This is a genomic window from Colwellia psychrerythraea 34H (assembly GCF_000012325.1).
GTDB lineage: Bacteria > Pseudomonadota > Gammaproteobacteria > Enterobacterales > Alteromonadaceae > Colwellia > Colwellia psychrerythraea_A.
In genome coordinates, this window is sequence record NC_003910.7 from 1,664,989 (window position 1) to 1,679,606 (window position 14,618).

At 34.4% G+C, this 14,618-nt stretch carries 9 protein-coding genes; 7 read left to right on the forward strand and 2 right to left on the reverse strand.

Annotated elements, in window-relative coordinates; all coding sequences use genetic code 11:
• Positions 1 to 10: 10 nt before the first annotated feature.
• Together CPS_RS07185 and CPS_RS07190 are read left to right on the forward strand one after the other, a co-directional pair.
• A complete protein-coding gene (locus tag CPS_RS07185; RefSeq protein ID WP_011042449.1) occupies positions 11 to 925 on the forward strand; it encodes an AraC family transcriptional regulator in 915 nt (304 codons plus the stop codon).
• A 533-nt stretch (positions 926 to 1,458) separates the two neighbouring features.
• Positions 1,459 to 1,713, forward strand: a complete 255-nt coding sequence (locus CPS_RS07190) for a helix-turn-helix domain-containing protein (protein WP_011042450.1) — start codon at positions 1,459 to 1,461, stop codon at positions 1,711 to 1,713.
• A 982-nt stretch (positions 1,714 to 2,695) separates the two neighbouring features.
• Here the strand turns inward: CPS_RS07190 and CPS_RS22810 are convergent.
• Entirely contained in the window at positions 2,696 to 3,253 is a 558-nt protein-coding gene (locus CPS_RS22810; protein ID WP_011042451.1) for a response regulator, read from the reverse strand.
• A gap of 280 nt (positions 3,254 to 3,533) precedes the next feature.
• Between CPS_RS22810 and CPS_RS07200 the strand changes: the two genes are divergently transcribed.
• The 5 genes from CPS_RS07200 to CPS_RS07220 all read left to right on the forward strand — a co-directional run bounded on the left by CPS_RS07200 (position 3,534) and on the right by CPS_RS07220 (position 13,300).
• Positions 3,534 to 6,317, forward strand: coding sequence for a PAS domain-containing hybrid sensor histidine kinase/response regulator (locus tag CPS_RS07200; protein ID WP_011042452.1), 2,784 nt, complete (start codon positions 3,534 to 3,536; stop codon positions 6,315 to 6,317).
• Positions 6,318 to 6,495: 178 nt separating this feature from the next.
• Complete coding sequence (locus tag CPS_RS07205; protein ID WP_011042453.1) at positions 6,496 to 8,037, forward strand: methyl-accepting chemotaxis protein; 1,542 nt, start codon at positions 6,496 to 6,498, stop codon at positions 8,035 to 8,037.
• A gap of 144 nt (positions 8,038 to 8,181) precedes the next feature.
• Positions 8,182 to 11,409: an EAL domain-containing protein gene (locus CPS_RS22815; protein WP_011042454.1), complete on the forward strand. Its 3,228-nt coding sequence runs from the start codon at positions 8,182 to 8,184 to the stop codon at positions 11,407 to 11,409.
• A 490-nt stretch (positions 11,410 to 11,899) separates the two neighbouring features.
• Positions 11,900 to 12,232: a Rap1a/Tai family immunity protein gene (locus tag CPS_RS22820; protein WP_011042456.1), complete on the forward strand. Its 333-nt coding sequence runs from the start codon at positions 11,900 to 11,902 to the stop codon at positions 12,230 to 12,232.
• 129 nt (positions 12,233 to 12,361) lie between these two features.
• The gene (locus tag CPS_RS07220) at positions 12,362 to 13,300 is read left to right on the forward strand and encodes an STM4504/CBY_0614 family protein (protein ID WP_011042457.1); all 939 of its coding nucleotides are present in this window, start codon (positions 12,362 to 12,364) and stop codon (positions 13,298 to 13,300) included.
• Positions 13,301 to 13,932: 632 nt separating this feature from the next.
• Here CPS_RS07220 and CPS_RS23865 read toward each other — a convergent pair.
• Positions 13,933 to 14,583 carry a lamin tail domain-containing protein gene (locus tag CPS_RS23865; RefSeq protein ID WP_011042459.1) on the reverse strand — a complete coding sequence of 217 codons (651 nt, stop codon included), beginning with the start codon at positions 14,581 to 14,583 and terminating at the stop codon, positions 13,933 to 13,935.
• Positions 14,584 to 14,618 lie beyond the last annotated feature (35 nt).

A 14,618-nucleotide genomic window follows, 5' to 3' on the forward strand; every position in this document is an offset into this window, starting at 1 on the left:
CGGAGGTTATGTGGATTCCCTTAGCTCCATTCTTAAAAGTGTTCGATTACAAGGCAGTGTATACTTTAATGCCTGCTTTGCTTCCCCATGGGGACTGGATTTAGACCAGAACCAACGAGCCTATTTCCACCTAATTATCCGTGGAGCATGTTATTTGCAGCTAGGTGATAAAAAAGAGCAGCTACAAGGGGGAGATATTATTATTCTGCCTCATGGAACAGCTCACCAACTTTTTGATGACCCATCTTCAGTGCGCGTTAATGCTACAGGGGTAGTTCCTGGTTTGATTGATGGCATTAACCCTTTTGAGGGAGTCGGGCATAGTCAAGATATTGATATCCTGTGTGGTTATTTTAATTTTAATAACTCGACACCTAGTTATTTTTTAAATGCATTACCTGATGTAATACATCTAACACAAGAACATAGAACCCATTTTTCGTTTTTAGATAATGCACTTTCTTTCATTACGCAAGAAACAAAAATGAAAAATCTCGGCAGAGAAATTTTGATTGATAGAGTTACCGAGTTATTGTTCGTGCAAATAATGCGTGTTTATATAAATATTAATGGAAATGAAGAGAATATTTTCTCAGCGTTAAGTGACAGAACTCTTTCGGAAGCATTACAACTTATGCATACAGAGTCGGACAAAAACTGGACGGTTGAAAGCTTGGCTAAAGCAATCGGTATGTCTCGGTCTCGCTTCTCCGAGCATTTCCATAATTATATTGGCGAAACTCCCATGCGTTATTTGCATACTTGTCGAATGGAAGTGGCAAAACAAAAAATTGAAGAAACAGAATCAACGTTAAACATAATATCTGAAGAAGTTGGCTATGCTTCTGACAGTGCTTTTAAGAAAGCCTTTAAAAAGTTTTTCGGTAATACGCCAAGTACTTTTCGACAAAAAAATGATAAATAAACAATCCGAGCTTATTTTAAAGAAATATTAAGCCAATAAACGCTAACAGAAGCTAAATAGCTTTTAACTAACCTTCCTTGATTCATATTATGTGGATGAAAGAAATTTCACATGTATGTGAATTTCCTTTCATCGCCATAATATGGTTCATTACTGTTTCCTATCTTTCAGTGAGTTAAGGATTCACCACTTTTGTCTTTTTTCATTCGATTCTGGATGTTTTTAGACATTTTCATTCGTTCCCATAATTAATGTTCATCAGTTAATACAGTTAAGGCGTTTTGGTATTAATAATACATACAAGTATAAGTAGGTTTAGATATAGGATATTTACTAAGCTAGCTAAAGACTGAGCGACTTTAGAGTGACTACGATAAATCGTATGGAGTTACCCATTTTTAGGTTTCATCTAAAGTTTGGGAGTAGAAACAAGTCTAGCAACCTCAATAGTTTACTATATAGTAAATAACACTTTGATGACAACGGATGTTTACTATATGGTAAACAGTAAAGAGGGGTTATAAGGAGGCATTATGTTTGCACGAATTGAAAGTGGTAAAATCATTGCTCAAAAAAGAAAGGAGCTAGGCAAAACACAAAAGGTCTTAGCTGAAGAGACTAATGTAAACAAATCCATTATTTCTCAAATAGAGAATGGAAAGTTCAGTGGCTCTCTTAGAGTATATGAAAAATACATAAATGGTCTTGGGTTGGAGTTAGCTGTCAGACCCATTAAAAGTAAGATTCCAGATTTCGATAATCTCCATCATTTGTTTCCTGATGAATAGTTAGCGAACAACATGATTATCTTGTATGCATCCTAAAGTCCAATGTTTCAATATGACCTATTACTACTCTTTACTAAAAATAATAGTAAAACCTTTACTATGTGGGGGTAACCTGAACTGAGTTTATGATTACTCCATTTCTGGTGTTTGGCACTTTGAAGTCAACCAATGCAAAGCTAAGCGAACGACTTTTTCGTGCGCATTCCTGACATTAACTATGGGTTGATCTTTAGGTCAACTGATAGCCATAAGCGGAACTTGAGATCAAATTTGTGATTTTTAATTTAAACTGGTCGAATTCGACCAGTTTAGGTCAGGACTTTAATTGTATCGAATTCGATTGTCCAACAGGCTGTTGGACAATCGGGTATTCCTAGTTGTTATATATTGTGCAACAAGCTGTTGCACTTTTAAATTAGTCAACAGCTTGTTGACCTATTGTTTTCTAGGTAATGTTTGAATACCTTGTATAAGCGATTCTAATTATGGCGAATCTGCCATGATTAGAATGAATGCCTGACAATCGCTCTTAACTGTCGCTTAGGTGAGGTTAATTCGAGTGATAATTTAGGTCGGGTTTGTGGCAGCTACTGCCCTTAGATCAGTCCAGTACATAAACATTAAGTTTTACTTTAGAAATTCAATATTTCAAAAACATCCTAACGACAAGTTGGTGCGCTTTGCTGACGTTAGCTACTGGTTGTTCTTTAGGTCAACTGATAGCCAAAAGTGAGCATTACCCTCTGTACTTCTCTAGGAAATTCACCGTGCTCCAATCTAGATGTTTTACTGCTCCCCCAAAATTGACCTTAGTGGTTCAATATGTCGGAATGGTGGTTCAGGGGGGGGGAATATACATGATGTGCTCTAGTCTGACTTTTATAACTAATGTCTTATCGATTATTTATTGTCTCACTCCAATAAAAATAGGATAACGCGTTGTTTTTATCTATTCTGTTAAAGCTGTAGAGGTTTATAAAAGTTAGTCTACTATAAACGAGTCTACAGCTTGCTTTAATACTGATAATCTTATTGGTTTCATTAAAAAGGTATTAGCACCTGATGCAATAACCTTTTCTATATTTTCTTGTTGAGAAAGGCCGGACATAGCGATAATGGGAGTATTTTTAGAGGCTTCATTTGATCTGATATGTTTACACACAGCAAAACCATCAATATCAGGCATAACTAAGTCAAGAAAGATAATACTTGGCTTGATCTTTTCTATCATGCTTCCTGCTTCAAAGCCACTATAGGCAACTTTAACCTCAAACTTTGGATATAGAACTTCAATAAATTCAACTAATAAATCGGCATGTTGTTTGTCATCTTCGACTATGATGATAGTTTTATCTTTTTTAGCAACAAGTTTACTTCCAACTAAGTTTTCTACTTCAGAGAGTTCAAATCGGCGATGACCTCCTGGGGTTGTAGTAAACTTTAAACGCCCCTCTTTAGCCCAGAACCTAACAGTTATAGGAGATACGCTTAACAGTTTCCCAACTTGGGCTGGAGTAAGTAATTTTTCTAGTTTATTCAACTTTTAATTCTCAAAAATACTAAAGTAATTAGCTACGTAATAGTTTATTAACGAATACATTTATAGCATGTATCTAAATTTAATTATTGATTTCTGTCAAATCTATTAATTTTTTTAATCTTATCATTTTCCACATCAATACTAAATATCGATTTTATCGATTGCATGCATGTAATTATCGTTTATAATCGTTTTTTTTGAGTCACTGATGATAACTTGTTCGGTGTCTCGATAGTGTTTGACATATTTATATTACTTTTTCAAATCAACAGTGAAACCAATGTTTAAATCACCTGAAAATGACAGCTTAGTCTCGGCTGTATTTGACTCTAGCCCTATAGGTATACAAATCATTGATTTAGAAACGGGTATGCGGGAAAAAATCAATCAAACAGCCTGTGTTCTGCTAGGTGATACTAAAGATAATTTAATGGCTAAAAGTGTATTTGAAGATTGCACATGGCTTGGTAAAGATAAATTCTTATTTGTCATTGAGCGTTTAAAAGAGAACAAAACACTAAAAAATCATATTGTCCAGTTCGAAAATCATCAGGGTAATGAATTAACGATTAGCTATGATATATCTGAATTTAAATATAGATCTAAAAGACTCGTTACCGTTTCAATGAACGATGTAACCGAACAGCATTATTTACTCAAGAATATATCAGATACCGCTAACTTGATATTTTCTGATGATGACACTAGTTTCTTTGATAATGTCACGCTAAAAATTGCTGAATTATTTGAAGCAGCGCATGTTTTTATTGGATTGAATAATTTTGATGATGGCTTGAAAATGAAAACAGTGTCCTATTGTTGCTACAACCAAATAATTGAAAATTTCACCTATAACCTTAAACATACCCCATGTGCAAATATTGTAAAAGATATAAATGGTAATGCTTGTTATGTCTATCAAGATGTTCAAACGTTATTCCCAAAAGATTCATTCTTTATAGAAAAAAAGATTAAAAGTTATATCGGAATGCCAATTTTCGACATTAATAAGAAAACTATTGGCGGATTGATTTTATTGTTCACCAAAGATATTAATAAGAATACATATTGGGAGGATCTTTTAAAGATTTTTTCCGGAAAAATCTCTAGTGAATTAAAACACCTAACTCTTCATAACACCCATTATGAAGCGCAACAACATTTAAAATTATATAGTGAACAAGCACCCCTAGCGTTATTTAAATGGGATTTGGGGTTTAATTTACTTGAGTGTAATCAATCAGCAATCAGCATGCTAAATTATACCGAAGATGAGCTAAAACAGTGTGACTTTATCTCAGCCTTAGTGCCTATTAATGAACAAAAAAGAGTTAACAAGACATGTTCTGATTTACTGGTTAACGAAGGAGGCGAACATGGCTTTAATTCGTTAATTAAACAAAATGGGAATATTATTTTAACTGAATGGCATAACTCACTCATTAAAGATGATTCTGGAGCTGCTATAGGTGTTATTTCCATTGTTAAAGACATCACTCAAGAGCGACAGCAACTAAAACGTTTAGCTCAAAAAGAAACAGAAAAACGAGAGATTATAAACGCAATAATTGACGCTGTTATTACCATCAATAGTAAAGGAATTATTTTAAGTGTAAATGCCGCGACTGAAAAAATGTTTGGTTATTCGGTTGATGAACTATTGGGGGAAAATATTAAGTTATTAATGCCAAAATCAACAGCCGTTAAACATGACACTTATCTAGAAAATTATCTCCAAACGAAAGAAGCACAAATTATAGGTATTGGCCGTAAAGTGATAGCTATTAAAAAAAATGGGCAAGAATTTCCTATTTACTTAGGCATTGCTGAACTATCCCCAGATGAAAATAATAATATTCGTTATGTTGGCACTTGCCATGATCTAAGCCTATTTACTGAACAGCAAAACAAGTTGCAGCGTATACAAAAAATGGATGCGTTAGGAAAGTTAACCGGAGGCATTGCTCATGATTTTAATAATCTATTGGGCATTGTGTCGGGTTTTGGCGAACTATTAGAACTAAAATTAGGACAAGACCCAAAGCTATCTAAATATTGTAGGCAAATTATTACTGCGAGTGAGCGTGGTAGTGAGTTAACCCGTAAATTGTTGGATTTTTCAAAACAAGAAAGTAAGAAAAGTACAGTGTGTAATATTAATGATTTATTAACGGCTACTCAAGGAATGATAGCAAAAACACTTACAGTATTAGTAACCGTAAATTACACATTAGCAGACGATTTATGGTGCAGTACAATCGACATAAGTGCGTTTGATGATGTGATTCTAAATTTATGTATTAATGCCAAACATGCCATGTCAAATGGCGGATTATTATCAATATCAACTCAAAACGTAACACTTTCAGCTATTGAAGCTGAACGATATAATTTAACCGCGGGAGATTTTGTTTCTTTAACCATCACGGATAACGGATGTGGAATGAACGATAAAGTTAAACGCCAGATATTTGAACCTTTTTACACGACTAAGGGCGATGAAGGTACTGGTCTAGGTTTATCACAAGTTTATGGTTTTATTACTTCTTCTCAGGGAAGCATTTACGTTTATTCAGAAACCAACATGGGTACCTCAATTAACATTTACTTACCAAGAAGCAAACCTAAAGAGAGTAAAAATGTACTGAGTAAAAATGTACTGAGTAAAAGTAAGTATATCTCTTTAAAAGGGAAAGAAAATATTTTAGTGGTTGATGACGAATTCTCCTTAGGACTATTAGCAAAAACTATTCTTGAAAATGAAGGCTATACCGTTTTTCAAACAAGTTCTGGTGAAGATGCACTATTTTGCCTAACAGCACACAATATCGACTTGATTATTAGTGATGTAATTATGCCAAAAACAACTGGTTATCAACTCATTGAAAAAGTTAGGGCTTTGGATATTAACATTCCCATCATACTTGCTACTGGCTTTGATGGTTATATTAATATTTCCAAAGGCAATTATTCAGATATTCCCATTATCTCAAAACCATACACTTCATATGAATTATTAACACAGACTCGAATGTCATTAGATTCAAAAAAGATTGAAAATTAACTGAACAGAATGACATGACTAATACAAAGATAAATAAATATTGTAATGATTCATACAATCACATAACGAGCTACTTTTACTTTAATTAATAAGATTTATGGCAATTAGGATTAGTCATAGTTTAGAGATGGTCTTGTTATTTTTAGTGATATTACAATTCAACAGGAATTAAATAATAATGAATAATAGTTTCAATAATAATGAAGTAAGGTTTGCTGATACAGTCCAATTAGTATCAATTACCGATCTAGATGGCAGAATTACTTATGCAAACTCAGAGTTTTGTGAGGTTGCTGGATACGCACTTGAGGAGTTAGTAGGACAACATCATAATATTGTGCGCCACCCTAATATGCCTAAGGCAGCGTTTACTGATTTATGGGAGAAACTTAAACAAGGTGATTCATGGCGAGGTATGGTAAAAAATCGATGTAAAAATGGTGGTTTTTATTGGGTTGATGCCTATGTGACGCCTTTATATGAAAATGGCGCTATAAAAGGTTACCAATCGGTAAGAACCTGCCCAACCGAAAATCAGAAAGTAAAAGCTCAACAACTTTATGACGAATTAAATCGAGGTAAATCAATTAGTGATATAAGAGCGAATATCAGCATAAAACGTCTTTTCGCAACAATAATTATTATATCTGCGTGCTTGGTTGACTGGATATACGTTGATTCTATCATCTCAATTATTACCTTATTAATGTCTTTTATGTTGGTTTTTATAACTTTTACCGAAGAATTAGTAGCTTTTCCAAAGGCTGCTAAAAAAATTAAACTATTGTTTGATAGTCCGTCTCGCATTATATATTCAGGGAAAGGGCTGACAAATATTCTTAATTACCCCGTAGAACTCTATAAAGCAAGGGTTGGGACTATATTAGGGAGAAGTAGTGATTCGGGACGAGTGCTTGTTAATCTAGCAAGCGAATTGGAAAAAGTATCAAGCGAAATGCTTGAAGGTATTAATGAAGAGAACTCCCATTTAGCGCAATTTGCTACCGCAATTACTGAAATGAGCGCAACGATTGATGAGGTTAGTAGTAATACAACTCATACTCATGACAAAGTTATAAATATTCAAAATGAATGTAAACAAAATATTGACGTTATTGAAGTTAGCCAAAATAGAATACTCAATCTAACGGGTGATGTCGAAAACGCAGCGACTAATGCAATAGCTTTAGTAACAGATGTCGATAAAATCTCTAAAGTTATGTCTGAAATCCAGGGGATTGCTGATCAAACCAACTTATTAGCTTTGAATGCTGCCATCGAGGCTGCAAGAGCTGGGGAACAAGGCCGTGGTTTTGCCGTGGTTGCTGATGAAGTAAGAACACTGGCAAGTAGAACACAAGATGCGACTGTTCAAATTCAGGCTTCCGTTCAAGAGTTGCAAACAACCTTAAAAGAATGGAGTAAGGTAATGCTTGTGAATAAATCTAACGCTGAGAAATGCTCAGAAGATACTGTGAATATTAAATATGCAATGGAAAGTATTATCATCAATGTTACTGATGTCAGTGATATGACCGCTCAAATAGCAACGGCAACAGAGGAACAAAGTGTGGTAGCCAATCAAATAAATCAAAGTATCCTTAACATTGATGCAATATCCAAAAATAATGCTGTATTGGCGCAGCAAGTCAATAAAAGTGGTGTTGATGTGTATGAAAATGCAGCGATAATAGATGCATTAAGTGATACATTTAAATAGTAAAATTATTTTTTATCATGAGCTTGTATCAATATCGTTGCGTTCTACCAAGATGTAGATAGGGATACTATCCAAGCTGTTCGCCTTTTCGTCTGCCATTAAGTTATCCCTACTTTATTCACTTATGTATTTCAGGACTGTTTTGTGAAAAAACTATTTACTCCCGCTATAAATTTAATGAACAATTTGAGTTACTCTCGCAAGTTCATAGTAATTGGAGGGCTTTCACTCCTTGCGTTATTGATTGTTTCAATTTCTTTAATCTCTTATTTGTCTGGATCAATTAGTACCGCTAATCAGCAGTTAACAGGATTACATCAGACACAAAATACATCAAGACTGATCCAATCACTACAACAACATAGAGGCATTTCAGCAGCTGTTATTGCAGGTGTTTATAATAGTGCTAATGGTCAGATATCAGTGAATAAAAAAGTAAATGATAACTTTCTAAAAATAAGCAGTGCATTGCCTTTCGAGTTAAAGAAAATAGCAAAATGGTCTACTATTATCGAGCAATGGAAATATTTAAATACTAAGGGAATTACTTTAGAACTAGATGAAAATTTTAATTTACATACAAAATTAATTCAAAATATAAATTCTTTACAGCTCAGGGTGGCTGACTATTACTACTTGCTTGTAATGGATGATCTTGATTCATATTATTTAACAAATAGCTATTTATTCACAATACCCATCACGTTGGAGCTACTCGGACAAGCTCGTGCCGTTGGTGCTTCATATTTAGTTAATAAAAATAAGAAATCAAGAGAGAAAATAGATAAATACTTCTCAAGTACGATTGTACCTCTGGCTGTATTTAAAGGAAATATGCACAAGGTTAAAAGGGAATTGCTTTCGGATGGAGAAAAAATTTCTGCTCAAGCGCTAATTCAAACAATTGAGCAGCATATCCAATTAACCTTAGATGGGATCTTAGCTGATTCAACTTCTTTGAGTTCTCTTGAGCTTTATAAACTATCTACTTCCGCCATTGATATAGGGTATCAATTTTTAGATAACTCACTTTCTTTTACACTAAGTAATTTGCTTAAAAACCGTGTTAAACAAGCAAACACTGAATTAATTGTGAGCATTGGCTTTTCGTCAACGCTATTTCTTATTGTTCTGTACTTTTTAATAGGATTGTATTTCTCAACAATAAGAAGTATCAATTATTTAACTAAAGTTACGGGTAAGTTTTACGGTGGTGATCTTGATGCTCGCGTAACGCTTTATACTCGTGATGAGCTCAATAGTATAGCGCTCGGATTCAATGAGATGGCTTCATCCTTTCAAAATTTACTGATTGAGAAAGAAGAAATAAGCACAAGACTGCTCGCTATTATTGATAATTCACCCATAGGAATTTGGTTTACAGGTACGGATGGTCGTTATCATTTCGTTAATAAGACATTTTGTAATTTAGTGGGAATAGAAGAAGAAGATATGCTTAATACACCTTCATCTAATTTAGCCGAGTTATTAGGAAGTGAAATAGCACATAATTGCTTAGACTCTGATAGAGCTGCTTTAGGACAAGATTTGGCTCATGTTTCTTATGAAACAATCCCCCGTTTAAATGCAAAACCATACCTTCTTGAAATCACTAAAGTAAAATTGAAAAATACACGAGGTAAGGTTGTTGGCTTGATCGGTATCAGCAAAGATATAACAAATAAACGTCAACAGGAAGATGATTTAAAGCTTGCAGACATAGTATATCAAAATAGTTCTGAAGCGATGATGATTACCAATATTAATAATGAGATTATTGCGATTAATCCTGCTTTATCTGATATTACGGGTTATAGCACAAGTGAATTAATCGGGAAAGATCCTAAGATATTTAGTTCTGGTAAACAAAGCCTACAATTCTATCAGTCAATGTGGGAAGAAATAAAACGAACCGGAACATGGCAGGGGGAAATTTGGAATACCAGAAAAAATGGGGATGAGTATCCTGAATGGCTTTCAATTAACACCATTTATGATGATGATGGCAAGGTTTTCAGACGAATTGCATTGTTTTCAGATATAACAGAAAAGAAAAAGAAAGATGCACTGATATTAAGGCAAGCTAATTATGACAGCCTGACTAATCTGCCCAACCGAAGAATGTTTATTGATAGGTTGGAACAAGAAATTAAGGTTTCTCATCGTAAGAAGCAAAAATTCGCTCTAATTTTCATTGACCTAGATAACTTTAAAAATATAAATGATACTAGGGGTCATGTCTTTGGTGATCAATTACTTACTGAGGCTGGAAAACGAATTACTCATTGTGTTCGAGAAGTAGACACAGTTGCACGATTAGGTGGTGATGAATTTACAATTCTTTTGTCTGACTTATCAGAAATATATAATGTTGAATCTATTTGTCAGAAAGTATTACTCGCCTTAAGCCAACCTTTTTGTATTTCTAAGTTGTATACATATATATCTGCTAGTTTAGGGGTCACAATCTATCCAAATGATGCAAGTACCACGTTGGAACTACTAAAAAATGCTGACCAAGCCATGTACCTTGCCAAGGATCTCGGTCGTAATCAATTTTGTTATTTTACCGCATCAATGCAGGAGCAAGCTCAAAATAAGTTAGAATTAATGAATGACTTGCGTACAGCAATTAGCTTGAATCAACTCGCCGTGTTTTATCAACCTATTATTGAATTACAGACAGGTATTATTCGTAAAGCAGAAGCCCTTTTACGCTGGAAACATCCCGTTCGAGGCATGGTGAGTCCCGCAGAATTTATTCCGCTAGCAGAAGAATCTGGATTAATCATAGAAATAGGTGATTGGGTATTTAAACAAACCGTTCAGCACATTAAAGAATGTAAAAAACAGCTTGGTTTAGATATACAAATCAGTATCAACAAATCACCCGTACAATTTAGAGAAACGGTAAGTCAATTAGATTGGTTAACCTACCTTACCGAAAATCAATTATCAGGGAAAAACATTGTTATTGAAATAACCGAAGGTCTGTTAATGAATAATAATACCAGCACAATGGAGAAGCTATCTCGGCTTAGAGCTGCTGATATTAAACTGTCTATGGATGATTTTGGAACAGGGTATTCATCACTTTCGTACTTGAAAAAATTTGAGCTTGATTACCTAAAAATAGATCAGTCATTTACTAAAAACTTAGCGCAGGGTTCAGAGGATATGATTTTGTCAGAAGCTATTATCACAATGGCTCAGAAGCTAGGATTAAAAGTGATAGCTGAAGGTATCGAAACAGAGGAGCAAAGGAAATTACTCCTTGATTCTGGATGTGATTATGGTCAAGGATATTACTTCTCAAGGCCTATACCAGCAGATGATTTTTTACAGCTATTAGCTCGAACTTCTGAGATATAGGATCTCGCCAAAAGCAAACCTGTAACACATTTTGTTTAACTGCTAATTTAAAATAAAGTCCTTTAATCGCTTTTCGAATGACACTGAAATTATTATGGGCTTAAGTCTGCTGCGTGGCAGCTAATGACCTTAAAGAATGAGCACTGGTAACTTTCCCCTCACCAAAAGCTAACGTCAAAAAAGTGCGCATTGCTGACATTAACTTTAAATATTTTTCCATATGTTTTCTAATGAATTATGTCTGTGATGTAGCTGATTTTATGTATAGTTCCACCAGAGACTACGACTTTTCATGAGAAAAAAGGTATAGCGCCTTCTTTTCACTTAGGGCATGAAACCTAGTTCTTGTTAATGCATTGAAAATCAGTGAATTAACCGTTATGGTTGAACTCAATAAATTAGAAAAGCCATGATAGCTTGTTTAAATAAGGTACCATGCCTCCTAACCTGCTGTTAGGTGTTTTCTGAGTTAATAGGAAATTTTTGTGTTATGAAGAAATTAATTTTATTTGTTAGCTTCATCTTTATCAGCTCTAATTCACTTGCAGGCTTTACATCTGGAAATGAATTACAGCAATGGCTAAGTATTAGTGAAAATAAAAAACAACCTGACTTTAATTCCGGTTTGTACAAAGGTTATGTTTCAGGTGTTATTGATGTTGGTAATAAATATGCTTTTTGTTTAAGCACTGGAGTAACCAGAGGGCAAGCTATTGCTGTTGTGTCTAAGTACATAAAAAACAATCCTGAAAAATGGAATAAAGGTGCGGCATCACTTGTGATAAAAGGACTTAAAAAAGCGTTCCCATGCACAAAAACCTAAAAAGAATTTCAAGCGGGACTGTTAACAGTTTTCTTGGTTTCGCTACGCTACCAATTCTAGCGAACTATTATCAGCCCCTTAAATAGGCGTTAACTTTCTCTCTATGTATGTGCCCAAAATGGAGTATTTATGGCAATCTTTGAACTTTATTCAACGAAAAAAAGAAAAAACAACGGGGAAACTCCTGATGTATATCAATACGAAGATATTCCGCAAAAATTAAAGGTTCAAATAGTACATATTATTAAACAAACAGTAGGAACGAACGCTTCATATGGTAGAGAGGGTTATTCTGAGACTGTCTATCATGATATCCATGAAATCCTTTGTAAGGAATATGGTGTTTTTTCTTTAGCAAAAATATCAAACATAAGTGATTTTAACGCTGTTTATAACCATTTTCTTGATAGCGGTGATATAGATGAATGTTTAGATGTTATTGAATTAACATTTAAATTTATTGATATTCATGTAAGAAAAAAACAATACCAATTCTCACGTGAAGAAGGAACTACACAATTAGCTGAAGATGCTGTTATAGAGTTAAATCAAAGATTTAAAGATGAAGGTGTGGGCTATGAGTTTGTATCTGGTGAAATTATAAAAATCGATTCTCAATTTATTCACAGTGAAGTTGTAAAGCCAGCTTTATATATTTTACAAGGTGATGCCATATTTGCAGGTGCTAGAAATGAGTTTTTATCAGCACATACTCATTATCGTAGCCAGCGTTATAAAGAAGCTCTTGTAGATTGTTTAAAGTCATTTGAAAGCTTAATGAAAGCTATATGTGAAAAGCATGATTGGGAATTTGGGAAAAACGATGCGGCAAAAAAATTAATAAATGTATGCTTAACAAATGGGCTTATACCTACGTACATGCAAGAACAATTTAGTCAGTTTAGAGCTTTGCTTGAAAGTGGTGTTCCAACGGTTAGAAACAAAGAAGGTGGTCATGGACAAGGATCCGAAATCAAGAGTGTATCAGAAACTCTTGTGAGCTATACCTTGCATTTAACGGCAACTAACATTGTATTTTTGGGTGAGTGCGAAAAGAAAGTCAATTAATTAAACAAGAATAAAAAGCAATTGGCTTTTGCTTCTTAGTCGCTTGCTTTAGCCAACAACTTCTTGCCTGTTAATTGGGCGTTATCGATATGAAAACTAATCCGAATTCAATTCTAGTAGATTGTTGCTAATGTCTCGAATGTGGCAAAAGAAGTCATGTCTCCAATATGGATATCAGCTGTTCTCCTATTACGGTGCACGAACTGAACGTTCTACAGATAACTCATTACACTTTTTGTTGGTAAAACCCATTCTGCTCAACGTACTTATAAGCTAAGTCAATCGATCCAAAGTAATAACAAAGTGTGTACGAGCGTTCGATCACGATAGCATTCGGCATGTTTTGCTGTGTATTACGTTAAGCCAAGTTGCTATTAGTGCTGGTGGTGGAAATTGTTGAGGCATTTCATTCAATCCTTGAAAGTTAACTGCTACTTTCAACTTTAGTTCACGGTTGATAATATTCAAGGTGGTGATAGTTTGTTTACGCTTGGTTAAGCCAGTAGAGAGCTTATTAGTTATCTTATGGCGATGATTTAAATGTGAAATAACCTTTTATCTAATTACCAGAAACAAAAAAAACACCAATCATTACAATTGATGTTTTATAGAAAAAATTTAAATGATTAAGACTATTTCTTAAAGCGACGTGACGCTAAACCAATCATTCCTAATGCAAAAATAGCAAGTGTAGATGGCTCAGGTACTGAGACACTACATACTTGGCCAACATCATCATTACATCTTCCAGCAGTCGAAAAGTCGCCACTTGCGTGTAAAAAAGTAGATGTTTCCCAGCTGCTACCTAAGTTATTATCAAGCGATATTGATGTTAGTGCCATAGAGGCACCAGTAGGGTCAGGAAATACTGGACCACCATCCCACTCTACACGGTCAATTTCATTCAATACATCATCAAATAAAACTAATTCGTCAGCGCCATTTGCCAAGAATACTGCACTGTATTGGTAATCTACAGATATACCACCATTGGTTAAGGTATCGGCGTTTCTACCTAAAACCAAAAAGCCACCAGATGAAATGATTAATGAACCACCATTATTAACGACCTGACTATCAATATCATTATCACCAAATGTCCATCCATTTATATCGATATCAGTTAAACCTGAATTGAATAGCTCAAACCATTCACCATTAGAATCAGTAACCACAGATGGGTTTTGAAATATTTCGTTGATGATGATGCCTGCATTGGCAGGTATTGATAAAGTTAAACCAATTACTGCTGTTAGCGCCATCTGAGTTATTATTTTTAACATTTTATTCCTTAATGTATCAATTTTAGAGCGTAGCC